Origin of the sequence: Nissabacter sp. SGAir0207, assembly GCF_005491205.1 — a bacterium.
In the GTDB taxonomy this organism is placed as follows: Bacteria; Pseudomonadota; Gammaproteobacteria; order Enterobacterales; family Enterobacteriaceae; genus Chimaeribacter.
In genome coordinates this window covers 2,966,346-2,987,573 of the sequence record NZ_CP028035.1, presented here as the reverse complement: position 1 = coordinate 2,987,573, position 21,228 = coordinate 2,966,346, and the positions used below count along the sequence as shown (strand labels likewise).

The following is a 21,228-nucleotide window of genomic DNA, read 5'->3' as shown; positions in this document are numbered from 1 at the left end:
CGGCCACCGGGTGGTGGCCGCTCAAAATAACAGCAATGGCAAAAAGTCAGCTGCGGGGCGCGAGGGTGGCAGGCGAGTCAACCAGTATGCCATCCGCGCCGAGCGCCTGCGCCTGCTGGTACTCCTCCGGCGTATTGACGCCAAACAGGATGATGTGCGCCGCCCCCTGACGGCGGAAGCACGCCATCGCCTCTTTGTCCCAGACCAGCGTGGAGGCGGAGCGCGCCTCGCCAAGGGTGTACTTCTCCACCACCTCGACCTTGCGTTTCAGCTCCAGCCCATACCAGCGCTCAGCCGCTGGCGTGGCTGGCAGAGTGCACTGGTGCGCCATCGTAATGTTCGCCAGCACGGTGCGCGTCAGGTCGCGGCTCGCAAAGCGCGCCACCTCTGGCGGCAGGGCGGCCAGATAGCGGCTGTCAGTGCTGTAGACGCGGGTGCGCGTCAGGCTGTTGCTCTCATGCAGCACCGCCGCCAGTGCGCCAGCCAGCGCGGCTGGCTCAGCGTCTGGGGATTTGAGGTCGATATAGAAGAAGAGATCCGGGTAGCGGGCCAGGGTGGCCGCCAGCGTCGGGATACCGACCCCCTTGCCGCGCCACGGGTGCGCTTCGCCCTTGCCAAAGGCCCAACCGGCGTCCACCTGCGCCAGCTCCGCCGCCGTGTGCGCCGAAACCGGGCCACTGGCCGGGGTCAGGGCACTGAGATCGGAGGGGCGGTAGAGCACCGGCACCCCATCCTTGGCGAGTTGCACCGTGACCCAGATGGCCTCCGCGCCATTTTTCCGTGCCAGATCAATGGCGGCAAAGGTGTTTTCCGGCGCGTCGCCAGTGCCGCCGCGGTGAGCGATCAACTGGGGCCGCTGGCCTTGGGCCGGTGGGGCGTCCGCCGCGCCAGCGACAGACGCGCCGAGTAACAGTGAGGCGGCCAACAGCATGAGTTTGGGTGTGGTCATGATCCTGTCCTTCATCCTTAAGCAGAGGTAAGCGCCCGGTTGCCGGGCGCGCCGCCATGATTACGCCACGCCTTGGCACTAAAAGCCAAATAATCTACCTTTTTTCAATGACATATATATGACAGCAATGGGCTTTGCCCAAATAATCCATCGCACCCATGCTTTTCGGCCGATGGGTTGAGCCGGGGCCGCCTGCGCCTGTATACTTATACAGGGAGGGATTATGCGCAAAATCATTCATGTCGATATGGACTGCTTCTACGCGGCGGTTGAGATGCGTGACGACCCGAGCCTGCGCGACATCCCGATCGCCATCGGCGGCAGCTCTGACCGGCGTGGGGTGATCAGCACCGCCAACTATCCGGCGCGCAAATATGGCGTACACAGCGCGATGTCCACCGCGATGGCGCTGAAACTCTGCCCGCACCTGAAAGTGGTGCCGGGCCGGATGGCGGTCTACAAGGAGACCTCCGAGCATATCCGTGGCATCTTCGCCCGCTACACGCCGCTGATTGAGCCGCTCTCCTTGGACGAAGCCTATCTGGACGTCACCGACTCCCCGCAGTGCCGTGGCTCGGCCACCCTGATCGCCCAGGAGATCCGGCAGGCCATCGAGCAGGAGCTGCAACTCACCGCCTCCGCTGGCATCGCGCCGGTGAAGTTTCTGGCCAAAATCGCCTCTGACCTCAACAAACCCAACGGCCAGTACGTCATTCCGCCAGCCGGGGTGGCGACCTTTTTGCAGACGCTGCCGCTCAAGAAGATCCCCGGCGTCGGCAAGGTGACGGCGGCGAAGCTGGAGGAGCTGGGGCTGGTGACCTGCGCCGACGTGCAGCGCTATGACCTGGCAGAGCTGCTCAAGCGCTTTGGCAAATTCGGCCACGCGCTGTGGGAGCGCAGCCACGGCATTGATGAGCGCGACGTCTCCGCCGATCGCCTGCGCAAGTCGGTGGGGGTGGAGACCACGCTGGCGAATGATATCCACCAGTGGGAGGCGTGCGAGGCGCTGATCCGCGAGCGGCTCTACCCGGAGCTGGAGACGCGGCTGCGGCGGGTGCGGCCCGATTTACAGATTGCGCGCCAGGGGGTGAAGCTGAAGTTCCACGACTTCCAGCAGACCACGCAGGAGCACGTCTGGCCGTCGCTGAATTTGCCGGATCTGCTCTCGGTGGCGCAACAGGCGTGGGAGCAGCGGCGTGCCGGGCGCGGGGTGCGGCTGGTGGGGCTGCACGTGACGCTTTTGGATCCGCAACTGGAGCGGCAACTGTTGCTGCCGTGGGACGAGGGCGGCTAGGGCAAAAAAAGGCGAAGCCGCAGCTTCGCCTGAGGGGAGGGGGAACGTTACGCCTTCGCCGGAATCGCCTTCAGCAGGGCGGTCAGCAGCTGCCAGTAGAGGCCGACGCTGCCGATATGCACCTGCTCATCCGGGGAGTGCGGGCCAGTGATGGTCGGCCCGATGGAGACCATGTCCATATCCGGGTAAGGCTTCTTGAACAGGCCACACTCGAGGCCCGCGTGGATCACCTGGATGTTCGGCGTTTTGCCAAACAGCGAATGGTAGGTCTCGCGCACCAGTTGCATCACCGGCGAGTGCGGGTCTGGTTGCCAGCCAGGGTAGCCGCCCTTCGGCGCGGTGGTGGCCCCAGCCAGCTGGCCGAGCGCGGTCAGGATGCCGACCACATCATCCTTGCCGCTGTCGATCAGCGAACGGATCAGGCAGTTCACCACCACTTCGTCAGCGCTCATGGTCACCACGCCGAGGTTCAGGGAGGTCTCAACCACGCCCGGCACCGCGTCGCTCATGCGGATCACGCCGTTCGGCGTAGCGTTCAGCAGCGCCAGCAGACGCTCCTGGCTCGCTTTGTCCAGCGCCAGCGCGCTGCTCTCACTCTCTTCCAGCTGCACTACCAGCTTCTTCTCTTTCGCTGACAGCTCGTTTTGCAGCGTCGCCTGATACTCGCTTACCAGCGATTTCAGCGCATCCACGTTGACCGCCGGCACCGCCAGGGTGGCGAAGGCTTCACGCGGGATGGCGTTGCGCAGGGTGCCGCCGTTCAGGTCGAGCACGCGCAGGCCGAGCGCCGCGGCGTGCTCAAACAGGAAGCGCGCCAGCAGCTTGTTGGCGTTGCCGAGGCCGTGGTGGATGTCCGCGCCAGAGTGGCCGCCCTTCAGCCCCTTGATCGCCAGCTTCAGCACGCTGTAGCCGCTGGCCAGCGCCTCGCGTTGCAGCGTCAGGGTGGTGGTGAAGTCGATGCCACCGGCGCAACCCATGTAGATCTCACCCTCCTCCTCGGAGTCGGTGTTGATCAGGATCTCGCCCTGCAACCAGTTCGGCTGGAGGCCAAACGCGCCATCCATGCCGGTCTCCTCGGTCATGGTCAGCAGCACTTCCAGCGGGCCGTGCGCCACGCCCTCATCCGCCAGCACCGCCAGCGCCGAGGCCATGCCGATGCCGTTGTCCGCGCCCAGCGTGGTGCCGCGCGCCTTGACCCACTCGCCATCCACGTAGGGCTGGATCGGGTCTTTGGTGAAGTCATGCACGGTGTCATTGTTCTTCTGCGGCACCATGTCCAGGTGCGCCTGCAACACCACCGGCTTGCGGTCTTCCATGCCCGGCTTGGCCGGTTTGCGCAGCAGGATGTTGCCTACCTGATCGCGCTCCGCATGGATCCCTTTCTCGTTGGCCCAGGCCATGATGTCCTGCGCCAGCGCCTCTTCGTGGAATGAAGGGTGCGGGATGGCGCAGATGCGGGCAAAGATGTCCCACAGCGGTTGTGGCGAGAGTTGCGACAGTTCAGACACAGTGAGTCTCCTGTGGCAGCATCCCCGGATCGGCCCCCGCCGCGCCAGCGGCAGGGCAGGGGGAACAGGGAGGCCGCGGTGTTAAGGTTGAAAATACAGCGCCATAATGCGATGGCGGAAACAGGGAGAATATCACTTTCCCCCGCGCCGTGCGCGTGGCGGGGCAGCAAAAAGCCGGGGCTTTTTTGGATTGCCGCTGGTTTTTATCCGGCTGCCTCTCTATAATCTCGCGCAACCTTTTTCCCCCTGAACATTTTTAAGCCAATCCACAGCTGGCTGGGACACGATTTTATGAGCGAAAAATACGTCGTAACTTGGGACATGTTGCAAATGCAGGCCCGTAAACTGGCACACCGTCTGCTTCCTGCCGATAAGTGGCAGGGCATCATCGCGGTCAGCCGCGGCGGGCTGGTGCCAGCGGCGCTGCTGGCGCGTGAACTGGGTATTCGCCACGTCGACACCGTCTGCATCTCCAGCTATGACCACGACAACCAGCGCGACCTGCATGTGCTCAAGCGCGCTGAAGGCGACGGTGAAGGCTTTATCGTGATTGATGACCTGGTGGACACCGGTGGCACCGCCAAGGCAATCCGTGAGATGTACCCGAAAGCCCACTTCGTCACCATCTTTGCCAAGCCGGCTGGCCGCCCGCTGGTGGACGACTACGTGGTCGACATCCCGCAGGACACCTGGATTGAGCAACCTTGGGACATGGCCGTGACCTTCGTCGAGCCAATCGGCGGTCGTTAATCGCCTTCCCCCACACGCCCGGCTGATGCCGGGCGTGCTGTTTCTGCCCCTGCCTTGACCTCACCCGCCCCCTTTCCCCGGTTCTTTGGTACACTTTGGCATTATGTCCGGCCGCATTTGCGCCCGCAGCATCATGGAGGCTGTCGATGACCCAAGCCAATCTTTCGGAAATCCTGTTCAAACCCCGCTTCAAGCACCCTGAGACCTCCACGCTGGTCAAACGGGCGCACCACCCAACCGCACAACCGCTCCAGTCCGCCCTCGACGGGCAGGCCGGCCCGCGTTGGTATCGCATGATCAACCGGCTGATGTGGATCTGGCGCGGCATCGACGCGCTGGAGATGCGGCAGGTGCTGGCGCGCATCGCCGCCTCGGATGCCGAACGCACCGACGAGCGGCTGCTCGACACCGTGGTCGGCTACCGCAACGGCAACTGGATCTACGAGTGGTCGCATCAGGCGATGCTGTGGCAGCAGCGGGCGCTGGAGAGCCAGGATCCGGCGGAGCGCGGCAAGCTGTGGCTGATGGCGGCCAACTACTACAACATCGCCGCCTACCCGCACCTCAAGGGCGATGAGCTGGCGGAGCAGGCGGAAGTGCTGGCCAACCGCGCCTATCAGGAGGCGGCCCACCATCTGCCCTACCAACTGAAAGAGCTGGAGTTTGCCATCCCCGGCGGTGCGCCCATCACCGGCTTCCTGCACCAGCCGGCGCAGGGGCAGGCGCCGTTCCCGACGGTGCTGATCTGCGGCGGGCTGGATATGTTGCAGAGCGACCACTACCGGCTGTTCAGCGACTACCTGGCACCGCGCGGCATCGCGATGCTGACCATCGATATGCCCTCCATCGGCTTCTCCTCGCGCTGGAAACTGACGCAGGACACCAGCTTCCTGCACCAGCAGGTGCTGGCGCAACTCGACAAGGTGCCGTGGGTGGATCACACCCGCGTCTCGCTGTTCGGCTTCCGCTTCGGGGCCAACGTCGCGGTGCGGCTGGGCTACCTGGAGTCGCGCCGGCTGCGCGCCGTTGCTTGCCTTGGCCCACTGGTGCATGAGTTGATGAGCAACCGCGCCTGCCAGGAGGCCGCGCCTGACATGTACATGGACGTGCTCGCCAGCCGGATGGGGATGAGCAACGCCTCCGACGCCGCGCTGCGCATCGAGATGGGGCGCTACTCGCTGAAGACCCAGGGGCTGCTCGGCCGCCACTGCCCGACGCCGATGCTCTCCGGCTACTGGGCGCATGAAACGTTCAGCCCGAAAGAGGAGTCGCGCCTGATCGCCTCCTCCTCACGCAGCGGCAAACTGCTGGAGATTGGCCGCAAACCGGTCTATCGCAGCTTTGACCGGGCGCTGAATGAAGTGTGTGACTGGTTGCAGGGTAAAATGTGTGAATAGAGTTGCTATTTCCGCGCGGTTTGTTAAAAAGGATCGTCGCCATAAGGAGGTAGAAGATGACATTACCAAGCGGACACCCAAAAAGCCGTCTAATGAAGCGTTTCGCGGCCCTGGGCCCCTATCTGCGTGAAGGGAAATGCCAGAATAATCAGTTCTTTTTTGATTGTCTGGCGGTGTGTGTCAACGTCAAACCGGCGCCGGAAAAACGTGAGTTCTGGGGCTGGTGGATTGAGCTACAGGACGAGGCCACGCGTTATACCTATGTTTACCAGTTTGGCCTGTTTGATAAAGAGGGCGAGTGGACGGCCCAAAAGATCAAAGATCCGGAAGTTCAGGAGAAACTGGAAACCACGTTGCGCGATTTTCACCAACGTCTGGCGGCCATGCTGGGCGAGATGAACCTGGCGCTGGAGCCTGCCGATCACTTCACGGACGAGCCAGTCAAACTCTCCGCCTGATCCCCCGGTGGCGCTTTCAGGCCGCCGGGTCTGCGCGCCGCCCTGCTGGGCGGCCCTTTTATTTTATCTCCCCCCGTTGGCAACCCGCCTCTCTCCTGTTACAAAGATCCCTCTGATGGCCCCGTGGCCACCTCCCTATTCATTTGCTATGGCAGAGTAATTATGAGTGGCAGCCAGACTTTGGTTGTAAAACTGGGCACCAGTGTGCTCACCGGCGGATCGCGCCGCCTTAACCGCGCCCACATTGTGGAGCTGGTGCGCCAGTGCGCCCGGCAACACGCCGCCGGGCACCGCATCATCATCGTCACCTCTGGCGCGATTGCCGCTGGCCGTGAGCACCTGGGCTACCCTGAACTGCCCGCCACCATCGCCTCCAAGCAGTTGCTGGCGGCGGTGGGGCAGAGCCGCCTGATCCAGCTGTGGGAGCAACTTTTCTCCATTTATGGCATCCACGTCGGCCAGATGCTGCTGACCCGCGCCGATCTGGAAGACCGTGAGCGCTTCCTCAACGCCCGCGACACCCTGCGCGCGCTGCTGGATAACCACATCGTGCCGATCATCAACGAGAACGACGCCGTCGCCACCGCGGAGATCAAGGTAGGCGACAATGACAACCTCTCGGCGCTGGCGGCGATCCTCGGCGGGGCCGACAAACTGCTGCTGCTGACCGACCAGCCGGGGCTGTTCACCGCTGACCCGCGCAAGAACCCTGAGGCGGAGCTGATCCGCGAAGTGACCGGCATTGATGACGCGCTGCGCGGCATCGCCGGTGACAGCGTCTCAGGCCTTGGCACCGGCGGCATGGCCACCAAATTGCAGGCCGCCGACGTCGCCTGCCGCGCTGGCGTGGATGTGATCATCGCCGCTGGCAGCCGCCCGGACGTGGTGGCAGACGTGATCGCGGGCAACTCGGTCGGCACCCGTTTCCACGCGCTGGAGACGCCGCTGGAGAGCCGCAAGCGCTGGATCTTCGGCGCGCCACCGGCCGGCGAGATCACCATCGACGACGGCGCGGTCGCCGCGATGCTGGAGCGCGGCAGTTCGCTGCTGCCGAAGGGCATCCGCGAGGTGAAGGGCAACTTCTCGCGCGGCGAGGTGATTCGCATCCGCAATCTGGCTGGCCGCGACCTGGCCCACGGCGTCAGCCGTTACAACAGTGATGCGATGCGGATGATTGCCGGGTATCACTCGCAGCAGATCAGCGATATCCTTGGTTATGAGTACGGTCCGGTGGCGGTTCACCGTGACGATATGATTGTTAGCTAAGGAGTTGCCATGCTGGAGCAGATGGGGCAGGCCGCGAAACAGGCCTCCTACCAGTTGGCCGTGTTGAGCACGGCGAAGAAGAACCAGGCGCTGTTGGTGATGGCCGACATGCTGGAGGCTGAGGGTGAGATTATCCTCAGCGCCAACGAGCAGGATGTAGCCGCCGCCCGCGCGGCGGGCATGGGTGAGGCACTGCTCGATCGCCTGCAACTGACGCCAGCGCGTCTGGCGGCGATCGCCAACGACGTGCGGCAGGTCAGCAAGTTGCACGACCCGGTGGGGCAGGTGATTGACGGCAGCCTGCTGGATAACGGCCTGAAGCTGGAGCGCCGCCGCGTGCCGCTCGGCGTGGTCGGCGTGATCTATGAGGCGCGCCCGAACGTGACCGTGGACGTCGCCTCGCTCTGCCTGAAGACCGGCAACGCGGTGATCCTGCGCGGCGGCAAGGAGACGCACCTCACCAATCAGGCGACGGTGAGCGTCATCCAGCGCGCACTGGAGCGCTGTGGCCTGCCAGCGGCGGCGGTACAGGCGATCGATAACCCAGACCGCGCGCTGGTCAATGCGTTGCTGCGCCTCGATCGCTATGTGGACATGCTGATCCCGCGCGGCGGGGCGTCGCTGCATAAACTGTGTCGCGAGCACTCGACCATTCCCGTCATTACCGGCGGCATCGGCGTGTGCCACATTTTCGCCGATGAGAGCATCGACGTGGAGAAGGCGCTGACGGTGATTGAGAGCGCCAAGGTGCAGCGCCCGAGCGCCTGCAACAGCCTGGAGACGCTGCTGGTGCACGAGGCGATCGCCAGCACCTTCCTGCCAGCGCTGAGCCGCCGCATGGCCGACGCTGGCGTCACGCTGCACGCCAGCCCGGAGGCACTGCGCCTGCTGCAAGATGGCCCAGCCGCCGTGGTGCCCGTTACCCCGCAAGATTACGAGGACGAGTGGCTCTCCAACGACCTCAACGTCACGTTGGTCACCGGCCTGGAAGCGGCGGTGGAGCACATTCGCGCTTACGGCACCGCCCACTCTGACGCCATCCTGACGCGCTCCATCAGCAACGCCGAGCGTTTTGTGCGCGAAGTGGACTCGTCCGCGGTCTACGTCAACGCCAGCACCCGCTTCACCGACGGCGGCCAGTTTGGCCTCGGCGCGGAAGTGGCGGTCAGCACCCAGAAGCTGCACGCCCGTGGCCCTATGGGTCTGGAAGCGCTCACCACCTATAAATGGATCGGCTACGGCGACGACCTCATTCGCGCCTGATGCCTCCCCCCGCGCCCCGGCGCGGGGATTCTATCTTTCGCAACTTTTCATTCACCAAATCAATGCGTAACGCCCTTACCGAGCACGTTTCACCGCTCGCGCCCCAAGTTGGCGATAAAATCACCCGCCAACGCTCACCCTCTTGACTTGCCACGCGCTTTTCAATAATTTGTCACTCCGTAGTCCCCCGGCAGCACCTCACAACGCCGATATAGCTCAGTTGGTAGAGCAGCGCATTCGTAATGCGAAGGTCGTAGGTTCGACTCCTATTATCGGCACCAATCAAGCATTTTTTGACCTCTGATAAAACCCCGTAGAATCTGCTCTGTTGTGCTTCTGATCGTAATTTTGGAGTTAGTGACGTACTTCAAAATCTCTAAGGATGTGCGGTTAGGTTAAGTGGATATGCTATAGATGAAGCGCAACATGTTGTGCTATTGGCATGTCTGACCAATTGTCCTAAAATGATAAGTACTATAAATTGATAAATTCCAAGTAATTACCATACTTTCATTTAATTGATATGTTAATTTAAGGTTCCATTAATTATATTAAATTAACGTGTAATCGTTAAGGTAAATAGAGGCTTGGCACTCTATGGGTGTAATGTTAACTATGCGCTAGGATTTAATCTTTCCTTGAAAGGATAATGGTAGAAAATGGTGTGGGAATTAATTGGTTACTATAGAGGTATTATTTAATATTTTCAGTTAAATTTAATAGAGTGAGGGCGTAGATGGTTATTACTATGGAGCTATTAAAGTTAGGGGCAACGTCAAGAGGTTCCCACAAACGTCGGCAGATCGAATTAATCGGTGAGGAATGGCCTCCTGCTAGAGGTTGGAAAGAAAAAGTCATTGGTAGAGAAATTTCTGATGAAGTAGCAGAAGAGTTTATTCGTTTGGGTAGTAGCAATATTAATGCTGATAATTTTCAAGGTAAAGAAAGAAACGAATATTGGTTTAATTCCCGCAACCCTGTTAGTATTTATATTTATACTCTTGCGCTATCTAATGATTGTTACTATGTTGGGCTAACTGCAAACATAAAAAAAAGAATGGAAGAGCATTTTACGGGTAAAGGTGCAGAATGGACTAAGTTAAACACCCCGCTACAACTTATAAGTGCAATTGACATAGGAACTAAAAACGCACGTGAAGCCGAAAAGATAGAAAATGAAACTACCGTTGAACTGATGATTCAGTATGGCATTGATAAAGTGAGGGGAGGGTGTTATACTAATATTGAACAAAAATTAGTTGAGAAACATTTGATTGCCCATGGAGCTTGGGAACGCATTATGCAGTCCAAGTTTGCCAGACATCCAAATGTTTATGAAGGGAGTTGGGAGAATGCATTGGAACGTTTTCTGGATGACGCCTTATGTTATTATGATGCAGGCTCTCCAGAAAATATGCATGAAATTGTATTCAAGTCACTTTTTTCATTAACGCAATATTCATATTGGAATGAAGCTTTTGCTCCGTGCTTGAGTTGGGAGTTTTGGAATAAAAAAGGTATCCTTCCTGTATTACTGTCGTTCAAATATGCGCGTACAGTAGGTAGCAGATTACCCTCAGCCTATGATGTACTTGCCGCAGCGTTGAATAGAGGTGAAAGTAACCAATATCCCTTAAGACGGCTATTTCTTTTGGGCTGGCAAAGTTTTCAACCGCAGACTACAGATAAACAGGCTAAGACCATTATTCGGTTTATGACTTATCTGAATGAAAATGCGAAATTTGAACGAAAGTATGATGCCTTTGTTTCAGTTCTGTTTCCTGAAATGAGAACGATATTACAGATTTGATAATTGTTACAAATTAGCATGATTATTTCATGCATGAATATGTATTATTTGTTTTCTTTTAGGCGTTGAAATACGGTTGCTTTCGCAGGTGTTATTAAAGTAACTTTTAATTCGATTGTCTTTGTTGCAGTGGTATTATACTTCTTTTGAAGTATCGTACTTTTTTGGTAAGTAATGATTTATGTAAGGTGTATAATGTTGTATTCTAATGATATATAACACATAAGACCTTGTTAGTTTTTCTTAAATTGTTAAATTCATGGTGAATGATCATAATAAATCAATGCGATTTTTAATGGTTTTATTTATAAAATAATTAAATAGTTATGTCTATTTATAATGTTATTTCTATTGTTGCCACCTGAGTTTCTTATTCAATTTTAATCAGTTATAGCTAATGACATCTGCATTTAGTATCATGCTAGAACTCTTACCTAGCCCAAAAAATATATTCCTCCGCTTGCTATAAATAGTGATATAAACATATCATTAGCAACGGTGCTAAGTCCCAGTTGCCAAATTAAATCAGCCCAACGCCTCTTTTCTTCATCACTATCATTCTCCAACCTTTCAAACCTAAAACTCCATTCTCACTCTCAGGAAAATACTAAATCTTCACCCCCCCACACCTACACTTTTCCCCCGCTCTGCCGATAACTCTTGTGCGTAATGCAGGCGCGCGAATGCGGGAAGGGCAGGTGGCCCTTTAGCTCATCACTCCACTCGCCTTGTTAATTACATAACTCATACTCAGGGGTAAAGATGGATAATTTTCAAAAAGATATCGATGAGCGGGCTAACCTCGCACTCTCCAATAAGTTCGAGCTGTTGCTGTTCCGGCTGGGCAATGACGTCACGGATGGCAAGGCGGAGCTGTTTGGCATAAACGTCTTCAAGCTGCGTGAGATCGTGCCGATGCCGACCATCACCAAGGCGGCGGGCATGAAGTCGCCGCTGTTGGGCGTCGCAAGAATCCGTGACCAGATTATCCCGGTGATTGACCTGCCGGCGGTGGCGGGCTGTACCCCCTCCACTGGGCTGAACCTGCTGTTGGTGACCGAGTATGCGCGCAGCACTCAGGCATTCGCGGTGGAGGCGGTGGACAACATCGTGCGCCTCGACTGGAGCCAGGTACATGCGGCGGACGCCGGCGTCAGCAACCGCAACATTACCAGCATCGCCCGACTCAACAGCGACGAGCATGGCGGCGACCTGGCGCTGGTGCTCGACGTTGAACAGATCCTCTATGACATCATCCCGACGGTGCGCAGCGTGCAGGCGGATGAGATCAAGGCGCGCACTTTCAAGATGACACCCGGTGCGGTCGCCATCGTCGCGGAGGACTCCAAGGTGGCGCGATCCATGCTGGAGCAGGGGCTGAAGGGCATCGGCATCCCGGCGTTGATGCATACCACTGGGCTGGAGGCCTGGGAGAAGATCAAGGTGATGGCGCAGCAGGCGCAGGCGGAAGGGGTACCGATCACTGACAAAATCGGGTTGGTGCTCACCGACCTGGAGATGCCAGAGATGGATGGCTTCACCCTGACGCGTAATATCAAGCTGGACCCCACGCTCAAACGCATCCCGGTGGTGATCCACTCCTCGCTCTCCGGCAGCGCCAACGAGGAGCACGTGCGCAAGGTCGGCGCCAATGGCTACGTGGCAAAGTTCGAAATCAACGAACTCTCCAGCGTCATCCACCAGGTGCTGGAGCAGATGGAGGGCTAAGGCCCGCCCTGTGCTGGGGCGATAGGCATCGCCCCGCATATAAACAATCGATAATTTTACGGTGACTGATAAAGTGGGGATATTAATCTCTGCGTCTTACTATGGAGCTTCTCTGCGATGGAACACCCAACCGCCTCATCCCCTGATGTAAACCAAATCTTCTACGGGCCGCCCGGCACCGGCAAAACCTACACCACGCTCAATGAGGCGCTCAGGATACTTGATGCCGAGTTTTTGGCGGCGCACGAGCAGGATCGTGAGGCGATCAAAAGGCGCTTCGATGATCTGGTGGCCGAAGGGAAGATCCGTTTTGTGACCTTCCACCAGAGCTTCAGCTATGAGGATTTTGTTGAGGGGCTACGGGCGGAGAGCGACGAAGAGACGCAGCAACTGCGCTATGAAGTGGTGGATGGCGTCTTCAAAAGCCTGTGTGAAACGGCCGCCACCAAAGTGGTGTTGCAAGCGCCCGCGCCAGTGACCCTCGCGGGGCGCAAGATCTGGAAGATGTCCCTTGGCAACACGCTCGGCAGTGATGCCGGCATCTATGATGAGTGCCTGGCGGGCGGCTACGCGCTGTTGGGGCATGGCGGCAACATCGACTTTACCGGCTGCCAGACCCGGGCGGAGATCGAGCAGCGCTTCGCTGACCGCGGGGTAGCGGTGAGCAACGGCTATGACTACGCGGTCACCAGTGTGATGACCTTTATCAACCGCATGAAAATCGGCGATCTGGTGGTGGTGAGCGACGGCAACTTCAAGGTCAGGGCCATCGGGGAGATCAGCGGCGATTACCGCTACCAACCGCATAGCGAGTACCTGGATGATTATGCGCAACTGCGCCCGGTGAAGTGGCTGCGCCAGTACCAGCCCTCGCTGCCCTACACGGAGCTGGCGAACAACCAGTTCAGCCAGATGACGCTGTACGAGCTGCGCGCGCCCACGCTCAACGCTGAGAAACTGCTGTCGCTGCTTGGGCAGGGCAGCGCCCAGGCCACCTTTACCGTGGGGCAGGTCTTCTCCTCCAACTACCGGGTGGTGCAAGCGACGCCGGAGATGGTGGAGCTGTGCAAGCCCAACGGCAACCTCATCATCTTCAGCCTGCGGATGCTGAATACCCTGTGCGAACACATCCGCCAGGGGGAGATCACGGTGCAGGACATCCGTGACAAGAAGATCTTTGAGCGCGTCACCGACTCGCAGCTGGAGCCGTATGTGGTGCATGGCTACAACAATGTCATCGCGCACCTGGTGGAGTTTTTGCTTGGCGGCCAGCCGGGGAATCTGCCGCTGCTGCCAGAGGCATCGGTGAATGACGCGCGCGTGCTGATCATTGATGAGATCAACCGTGGCAACATCTCCCGTATCTTCGGCGAGCTGATTACGCTGATCGAGCCGTCAAAACGCGCCGGCGAGGCGGAGGCGCTCTCGGTGGTGCTGCCCTACTCAAAAACGCCGTTCAGCGTGCCGAACAATGTCTACCTGATCGGCACCATGAACACCGCCGACCGCTCGCTGGCTGGGCTGGACATGGCGCTGCGCCGCCGCTTCACCTTCAAGGAGATGCCGCCGCGCCCCGAGTTGCTGGATGGCGTCACCGTCGAGGGTGTGGACGTCGGCGCGCTGCTGCGGGTGATGAACCAGCGCATCGAGGTGCTGCTCGATCGCGACCACTGCCTCGGCCACGCCTACTTTATGCCGCTGCGCGCGCAGCCGACGTTGTCGCTGCTGGCCCAGCTGTTCCAGCAGCAGATCGTGCCGCTGTTGCAGGAGTACTTCTTTGAGGACTGGCAGCGCATCCAGTGGGTGCTGAATGACCACCGCAAACCCGAGGCGCTGCGCTTTATCCGCCAGCCAGCCAACGATCTCAGCCACCTGTTTGGTGAGGAGGTGCCGCTGAACGGGCAGGGGCGTTGGGAGCTTAACGCGGCGGCCTTTGGGCGGGCGGAAGCCTACGCTGGCATCCTCGGCCCCGCAGGCGGCGCGGTGTGACGCCGACCATCACGGTGCGGGAGTACGCCCGGCTCACCACCGAGCCGGTCAGCGTGCCGACGCTCGATCGCGCCCACATCCCGCCCTCGGCCTTTGACTGGATCTGCCGCATCAGCCAGCGCTATCGCACCAGCCATGCGCCGGCGCTGGCGGAGCTGGAGGATCGCCGCACGCTGCACCTGGATAACTACGTCGGCGTGGTGGAGACGCCCTGTGGCACGCGGCTTGAAATTTTGCCAAAAACCTTTGATGAGGCGGAGGACGCCAACGAGAGCCGCCGCCTGCTGCAACGGCTGATCGCCTCTTCCCTGGAGATGACCCCGCGCGAGGCGGGCATGGCCTCGCTGGAGCGCTTTGACATGCCGGTGAACGAGTGGGTGATGGCGCAATTTTTGGCGGCGCTGGAGCACCTGGTGAAGCGGGGCATCCGTTCGGATTACCAGCGGGTGGAGGGGTGCGAGCGCTTCCTGCGCGGGCAACTGGACGTGGTGCGACAGATGCGCCAGCCGCCGGGACGGGCGCACCTGTTCAACATCCGCCATGATCTCTTCTTGCCAGATCGCGCCGAAAACCGCCTGTTGAAAACGGCGCTGGAGCGGGTGGCGAAAGAGACGCAGCAGCCGGCCAACTGGCGTCTGGCGCAGGAGTTGCGCACGATGCTGATGGAGATCCCCGCCAGTCGCGACATCGAGGGGGATTTCCAGCGCTGGCGCAATGACCGCCTGTTGGCGCACTACCAGGTCGCCAAGCCCTGGTGCGAACTGGTGCTCTACCGGCAGATGCCGCTGGCGTTGCAGGGCGCGTGGCGCGGCATCAGTATGCTCTTCCCGATGGAGCGACTGTTTGAGCGCAGTGTGGAGCGTGCGCTCCAGCAGGGACTGGCACCGGGCGTCAGCCTCACCGCCCAGGCGCGCAGCCACTTCTTGTGTCGCCAGGAGACGCACTCGCTGTTCCAACTGCGGCCGGATCTGTTGCTGCGCCAGGGGGAGCGCGCCTGGGTGCTGGATGCCAAATGGAAACGCATCGACGCCGCCGATCGCCGGCGCAAATATGGCCTCAGCGAGGCGGATTTCTACCAGCTGTTTGTCTATGGGCAAACCTACCTGGGCGGCAAGGGCGAGATGGCGCTGATCTACCCGCGCTGGAGCCGCTTCACCGCGCCGCTGGCCCCGTTTGAGATGAGCGACACGCTCCGCCTGTGGGTGCTGCCCTTTGACCTGGCCGCGCCGCCCCACGGCCAGTTGCTGCACCACAACCTGACCCAACTGCCGTTGCGCGACCACTAAACAGGCGGCGCAGTGCCGCCCGCCGGTTCCCTCCCGCCCCAATACCCGGCAACACTCTTTTGATCCCGATCAGGAGAGTGTTCTGTCGTCACAACGTCCACCGCTGCCGCCCTTTATCCTTGAGCGTGCCCGAGGCTCTCCGCGCTCGGGTTATAAATCGCCTGGCAATTATACCAAGCGCGGCAGTAGCACGTTATTTCCCGCCATTTAGCCGTTGGTGGGAATAATGGGCGGCCAGCGGGGAAAGGCGTGAATAATCCGCGGGGTAGCGGCTTTAAAATAACTGAAATATAAATGGCTTACCCTGTGGCACGTGAAATTAACTGCCAGGCGATGGTGGTGTGTGCATAATCGCCGAAACATTCAGAAACATCCCAAAATAATGGCCAAACGCGCTTTTTATGAGCGGGCATTCGCCATTTGTGCCGGTTGCACACTATTTGTCGTACCAAGTTGGCGTTAAGGAGTATTATTTAACGGGTAAATTTACCCGTAATGCGGGTAAATGCCTTCTATCTTGCGAAAAAACTAAGATTACCTTAGTCATTTAAGCCAGGAAATTAAGCATGGTGGTTAAACGATTAAAAGAAGCGCGGCTACGTGCCGGCCTGACCCAATATAAACTCGGCATTTTAGCCGGATTGGATGAGGCGTCCTCCAGCGCCCGGATGAACCAGTATGAGAAGGGCAAACACCAGCCCGATCAGGCCACGGCAATGCGCATTGCCGGGGCGCTCGGCCTGCCGTTGGCCTATTTCTATGCCCAGGAGAACGATCTGGCGGATGCCATTCTCGACTATTGGCAGCGTTGCTCCATTCATCAGGGAGGGCCGGGCGTTTTATAGGAAAGCGGTCTAAGCTCAACACTCTCTGATGTTCTCCCAGGAAAGACACAATGAAAGGACTCTCCCGCCCGGTGCTGTTAGCCCTGCTCACCCTACTGCCCGCGTTCCTTCAGGCGGCGCCCACCCTCGGCACCGGCTGGAACTGGGCAGATGGGCAGGATGGCAGCGGCCAGGGCGCCACTTACGCGCAGTCCAGGGCGCTCTGCAACCGCCTGCGTGACCGGCAGCCGCCGGCGCAGGACTGGCCCGATGCCGCCACCGCCGCGCGCCTGACGGGCTGTGACGCCGAGGCGCTCTACTACGGCATCATGACGCCCGCCGATCCGGTGCAGGCGCGCCAGTGCGCCCTGCTGGAGGCGCAGCGTGGTGAGAATCAGGCATTCCACGGCATCTCGTTGCTGATGGAGATCTACGCCAATGGCCGCGGTGCCGCGCGTGACCTGGATCTGGCGACCGCGCTGGCCTGTACGCTGGAGGGCGCGCCCGCGGAGAATGATGACCGCCCGCGCACCCTCCAGATGCTGGCCGCCAAGAAGTGGCAGGGCGACAGCTTCAGCTTCTGTGACAACATCACCAGCGGCTACAACATGGGGATCTGCACCGCCCATGAGGCGCGCATCAGCGAGGGCAAACGCCACGCCCAGACCGTGGCCCTTATCGCCCACTGGCGCGCGGCCGATCGGCAGGCGCTGCAACCGCTGCAACAGGCGCTACAGGAGTACGCCAATGCCAGCGCGGATCATGAGGTCGATCTCTCTGGCACCGCGCGCGCCGCCTTCCAGGTAGAGCAGCGCCAGCATCTGTTGCAGCAATTTGACCAGCTGCTGCACGCGCTGGAGCACCAGTCGTTGCCGGTGGCCTCAGCGCGCCACTACCGTGCCGCGGATGCCGAGCTTAACCGCGTCTACCGGCTGGTGATGGCGATCGCGCCCACGCCGGGCGAGGGGGCGGATCATCTGCCCTCCATGACCGTCACTAAAAGCGGCATCCGTGACACCCAGCGTCGCTGGTTACGTTATCGTGATGCCTGGCTGGCCTTCGCCGCGCAAAAATACCCGGCGGTCAAACCAGAAAGTCTGCTCACCCTGTTGACCCGCCAACGCAGCAAAGAGCTGCGCGCCTTTTTGCCGCACGAATAATCCTGAGAGTGATCCCATGGCAATGCCCGCCACCCCGCAAGGGTGGCGGGCAGCGCATTATTTGTTGGCCTGAAGCGGCCAATGAAATAGCGGATAGGATGAACTGAAATCGTAAAGGGTTTATTTCGATTGCGCGCCAGGGGACGGAAAAATAAGCAAAGAGGCGGGCGGGAAATAAGCGCCCCGTGGGGCGCTGAAGGTTATAACGGGGCGCGACCGGCGAGGGCGGCGATATCCTGTGGGGTGGTGCGGCAGCAGCCGCCAATCAGGCGCGCGCCGAGGGCCATCCAGTCGGGCAGGTGATCCGCCAGCTGGCTGGCGTGGGCGCAGCTGTGCCAGCGCTTGTGCACCGCGTCATACTGCTCGCCGGAGTTGGGGTAGACCAGCAGCGGCTTGTCGGTCAGCGGGCTGAGGGACTGGAGCGCTGGCGTCACCTGATCCAGCGCGATGCAGTTGATGCCCAGCGCCAGCGCCTGTGGGGTGGCGTTGATCAGCGCCGCCACCTCGGTCAGCGGCGTGCCGTCGCTGAGGTGATCGCTGTCGCGCAGGGTAAAGGAGAACCACGCGCCCAGCGTCGGGAACTCGGCCAGCAGCGCCACCAGCGCCTGCAACTCGGCGAAGGAGGGCAGCGTCTCGCAGGCCAGCAGATCCACGCCCGCCGCCGCCAGCGCCTCGATGCGCGGGCGGTGGAAGGCCATCATCGCCTCCTGTGGCAGCGCGTAGTCGCCCCGGTACTCGGAGCCATCCGCCAGATAGGCGCCGTAGGGGCCGACGGAGCCAGCCACCAGCAGCGCGCCGCTCTCCGGGTGCTCTGCCAGATAGTCACTGCGCGCCTGTTGGGCCAGCGCCACACTCCGGCCAATCAACGCCCGCGACTGCGCCTCGTCCAGCCCGCGCGGCGCAAAGCCCTGCGGCGTTGCCTGATAGCTGGCGGTAATCGCGCACTGCGCGCCGGCACGGAAGTAGTCCAGATGCACCTGCTGGATCAGCGCCGGGTTCTCCATCAGCACCTTGGCTGACCAGAGCGGATCGGCCAGGTCGCAGCCGCGCGCCTCCAGTTCGGTGGCGAGCGCCCCGTCAAGGATCAGGCAGCGGTGCTGCGCCAGATGGCGGGCAATCGGGTTTTCAGCCGGCATGGGTTTCTCCTGGTTCGGCAGAGGGTGGGGTCGCCAGACGTTGTGTCAGGTGATAGGCCAGGTAGCAGAGCACAACAAACGGCAGCCCGCAATAGAGCGCGATGCGCTGCGACGGATCAAACGCCAGCCCGACGCAGGCCAGCAGGCAGAGCACAAAGCCGAGAATCGGCGTCACCGGATACCAGGGCGCGCGGTAGGGCAGCGCCTCCAGGCGGTTGCCCTCGGCCAGATAACGGCGGCGGAACACATAGTGCGAGGCGCAGATGCTCAGCCACACCGCCACCACCGCAAAGCCAGAGATAGCGGACAGCGCCACGAACACCGTGTCCGGCGCGATCACGCTGGAGAGCAGCGCCAGCAGGCCGCCGACCATGCTGATCAGCAGGGCATTCATCGGGATGCCGCGGCGGTTAACGTGGGCAAAGGCGCGCGGCAGCGTGCGCTCATTGGCCAGCGACCAGAGCATCCGCCCGGAGGCGTACAGCCCGGAGTTGGCTGCCGACAGGATGGCGGTCAGGATCACGAAGTTAAAGATGTCCGCCGCGTAGGGGATGCCAATCTTCTCGAACACCGCCACAAACGGGCTTTTGACAATCCCGGCCTGATCCATCGGAATCAGCGCCGCCAGCACGAATACTGAGCCAAGGAAGAAGATCACCAGCCGCGCCACCGTGGTACGGATCGCCATCGGCACCACTTTCTGCGGCTGGTCAGTCTCGCCAGCGGCGATGCCAATCAGCTCAGTGCCGGAGAAGGCGAAGTTGACCGCCACCATGGTCATCAAAATCGGCAGCCCGCCGTGTGGCAGCCAGCCGCCAGCCGTCAGGTTGTGCAGGAAGGGCGGCGGCGTGCCATCGCCCATCGGCACCAGCCCGACCATCGCGCCCGCGCCAAGGATGATGAAGGCCAGAATGGTCACCACCTTGATCAGCGAGAACCAGAACTCCCCCTCGGCAAATACCCGCGTGGTGATGACGTTCATCAGGAAGATGGCGAGGCAGAACAGCAAACACCAGATCCACACTGGCACCGACGGGAACCAGTACTGCATACAGAAGCCAGCGGCCGTCAGGCTGGAGCCGAGCGCCACCGTCCAGGTGAGCCAGTAGAGCCACGCCACGGTGTAGCCGGTGGCCGGGCTAAGGTAGCGGGCGGCATAGAGGTGGAACGCGCCGGTCTCCGGCATCGCCACCGACAGCTCGCCGAGGCTGAGCATCACCAGATAGACCACCAGCGCGCCAATCAGGTAGGCCAGCAGCGTACCGGGCGCGCCGGTGGTGGAGATGATATAGCCGGTATTGAAAAACAATCCGGTGCCGATAACGCCGCCCAACGAGAGCATCACCAAATGGCGGGCTTTCATGGTGCGCTGGAGCTGGCCCTCTTGGCCGGCAGTGCGTGGGGATTGGCTGCTCATTCTTATCCGTATAGACGTCTAAACTTCTAAAGTGGGGAGCAGTTATACCTTTTACACTTGCTGAAATCAATATTAAGCCCGTCATGGGTATTGATGACCAGCTATCACCCTCCCTTACTGGTTCTGCCGCGTGACGATTGCGCGACGGCACCAGCCAAGGGTGCAAAAAAGCAATGAATCGGCACGCCCTGATAGCCACGCAAATAAAATCATTCGGTGAAGTTGCGAAATAATAGAAATAAACAGGCCAATTAAACAGCCGCTGCCGAAATTCACGCAAAGTGGGGCGCTATTTTATTAGCAGGCGAAGGAGATGGCGGGAGTATGGGATTTCCATGCGCACTCCTAAATAAAGTGTGTTGATTTATAAGGGTTTTCACTGAGGTTTCATGACTATTTCACCCGCTTTTTTGGCAGGGAAAAGATAAAAAATATCATTTCATATTAAGGCAATTCTTAAATGGGTTAAGCCATCTAATGTTATTTGTTTTCCAAAATCAAAACGCCTAATTTTTAAATCCGCAGGGCAGGAAGAATGGTAAGGAATTCTGCCGGCAAGGGCGGGAAATAACGGTTTTTCTGGCAGCACGCAATAAACAAAACAGAGCGTCTGCCCTACAGGAACAGCCGGCCAGCCCGCCACTCCCAAGACCGCACAGCAATAAGATGGAGAATAGCGTGATGAAAAATAAGGTGCTCGCCGCAACCGGCATGATTTTCGCCCTGATGGTATCTGGCTCTGCGCTGGCGGCACAGACCGCGGGCAGCAGTGCAACCTCCCTGAGCAAGGGCCAGTCTGACGCCATCGGGGTGGGCAGCATCGCGGCCATTACCGCCGTGGCCCTGCTGCTGGAGAACGGCGGTTCTGACAACAACGGCAACACCACCAGCACCTCTACCACGACCACCACCAGCCGTTAATTCCGCTGGCTGCTATGAGCCGCGTGCCCGCGGCTCTTTTCTGCTTTCCCGGCAACCTGCACTCTCCCGCAC

17 protein-coding genes and 1 tRNA gene are annotated in these 21,228 nt (G+C 59.8%); 14 read left to right on the top strand and 4 right to left on the bottom strand.

Translation table 11 applies throughout. From position 1 onward, the window contains the following. Positions 1–46 precede the first annotated feature (46 nt). Positions 47–949 (bottom strand): glycerophosphodiester phosphodiesterase family protein, encoded by a 903-nt coding sequence (locus tag C1N62_RS13320; RefSeq protein WP_137764091.1) that lies wholly within the window; start codon positions 947–949, stop codon positions 47–49. Between the two features lie 223 nt (positions 950–1,172). On the opposite strand from C1N62_RS13320, the gene dinB reads away from it, so the two are divergent. Continuing rightward, positions 1,173–2,243, top strand: a complete 1,071-nt coding sequence (gene dinB, locus C1N62_RS13315) for a DNA polymerase IV (RefSeq protein WP_137764090.1) — start codon at positions 1,173–1,175, stop codon at positions 2,241–2,243. Between the two features lie 47 nt (positions 2,244–2,290). Here dinB and pepD read toward each other — a convergent pair whose 3' ends face one another. Continuing rightward, positions 2,291–3,751, bottom strand: a complete 1,461-nt coding sequence (gene pepD, locus C1N62_RS13310; protein WP_137764089.1) for a beta-Ala-His dipeptidase — start codon at positions 3,749–3,751, stop codon at positions 2,291–2,293. Positions 3,752–4,042: 291 nt separating this feature from the next. On the opposite strand from pepD, the gene gpt reads away from it, so the two are divergent. The 12 genes from gpt (at position 4,043) to C1N62_RS13250 (ending at position 17,682) form a co-directional block, all read left to right on the top strand. Next, positions 4,043–4,501, top strand: a complete 459-nt coding sequence (gene gpt, locus C1N62_RS13305; RefSeq protein WP_137764088.1) for a xanthine phosphoribosyltransferase — start codon at positions 4,043–4,045, stop codon at positions 4,499–4,501. A 146-nt stretch (positions 4,502–4,647) separates the two neighbouring features. Continuing rightward, entirely contained in the window at positions 4,648–5,898 is a 1,251-nt protein-coding gene (frsA, locus tag C1N62_RS13300) for an esterase FrsA (protein ID WP_137764087.1), read from the top strand. Positions 5,899–5,954: 56 nt separating this feature from the next. Beyond that, complete coding sequence (gene crl, locus C1N62_RS13295; RefSeq protein ID WP_137764086.1) at positions 5,955–6,356, top strand: sigma factor-binding protein Crl; 402 nt, start codon at positions 5,955–5,957, stop codon at positions 6,354–6,356. Between the two features lie 162 nt (positions 6,357–6,518). Continuing rightward, positions 6,519–7,622, top strand: a complete 1,104-nt coding sequence (gene proB, locus C1N62_RS13290; protein WP_137764085.1) for a glutamate 5-kinase — start codon at positions 6,519–6,521, stop codon at positions 7,620–7,622. A 9-nt stretch (positions 7,623–7,631) separates the two neighbouring features. Next, positions 7,632–8,885, top strand: a complete 1,254-nt coding sequence (gene proA, locus C1N62_RS13285; RefSeq protein WP_137764084.1) for a glutamate-5-semialdehyde dehydrogenase — start codon at positions 7,632–7,634, stop codon at positions 8,883–8,885. Between the two features lie 205 nt (positions 8,886–9,090). Further along, a tRNA-Thr gene (locus tag C1N62_RS13280) sits at positions 9,091–9,166 on the top strand. A gap of 455 nt (positions 9,167–9,621) precedes the next feature. Next, on the top strand, positions 9,622–10,695 hold the full coding sequence (locus C1N62_RS13275; RefSeq protein ID WP_137764083.1) for a GIY-YIG nuclease family protein: 1,074 nt from the start codon (positions 9,622–9,624) through the stop codon (positions 10,693–10,695). Between the two features lie 762 nt (positions 10,696–11,457). After that, positions 11,458–12,423, top strand: a complete 966-nt coding sequence (locus C1N62_RS13270) for a chemotaxis protein (protein WP_137764082.1) — start codon at positions 11,458–11,460, stop codon at positions 12,421–12,423. A 117-nt stretch (positions 12,424–12,540) separates the two neighbouring features. Continuing rightward, complete coding sequence (locus tag C1N62_RS13265; protein WP_137764081.1) at positions 12,541–14,412, top strand: AAA family ATPase; 1,872 nt, start codon at positions 12,541–12,543, stop codon at positions 14,410–14,412. Further along, complete coding sequence (locus C1N62_RS13260) at positions 14,409–15,698, top strand: McrC family protein (RefSeq protein ID WP_137764080.1); 1,290 nt, start codon at positions 14,409–14,411, stop codon at positions 15,696–15,698. Before C1N62_RS13265 ends, C1N62_RS13260 begins: the two co-directional genes overlap by 4 nt. Before the next feature lie 566 nt (positions 15,699–16,264). Next, positions 16,265–16,543, top strand: coding sequence for a helix-turn-helix domain-containing protein (locus tag C1N62_RS13255; RefSeq protein WP_137764079.1), 279 nt, complete (start codon positions 16,265–16,267; stop codon positions 16,541–16,543). 50 nt (positions 16,544–16,593) lie between these two features. Next, a complete protein-coding gene (locus C1N62_RS13250) occupies positions 16,594–17,682 on the top strand; it encodes a lysozyme inhibitor LprI family protein (RefSeq protein ID WP_137764078.1) in 1,089 nt (362 codons plus the stop codon). 200 nt (positions 17,683–17,882) lie between these two features. Here C1N62_RS13250 and mmuM read toward each other — a convergent pair whose 3' ends face one another. Together mmuM and mmuP are read right to left on the bottom strand one after the other, a co-directional pair. Then, a complete protein-coding gene (gene mmuM, locus C1N62_RS13245; protein ID WP_137764077.1) occupies positions 17,883–18,818 on the bottom strand; it encodes a homocysteine S-methyltransferase in 936 nt (311 codons plus the stop codon). Next, positions 18,808–20,235: an S-methylmethionine permease gene (gene mmuP, locus C1N62_RS13240; protein WP_137764076.1), complete on the bottom strand. Its 1,428-nt coding sequence runs from the start codon at positions 20,233–20,235 to the stop codon at positions 18,808–18,810. Before mmuP ends, mmuM begins: the two co-directional genes overlap by 11 nt. 681 nt (positions 20,236–20,916) lie before the next feature. On the opposite strand from mmuP, the gene yjbE reads away from it, so the two are divergent. Continuing rightward, positions 20,917–21,156, top strand: coding sequence for an exopolysaccharide production protein YjbE (gene yjbE, locus C1N62_RS13235; RefSeq protein ID WP_240775783.1), 240 nt, complete (start codon positions 20,917–20,919; stop codon positions 21,154–21,156). Positions 21,157–21,228 lie beyond the last annotated feature (72 nt).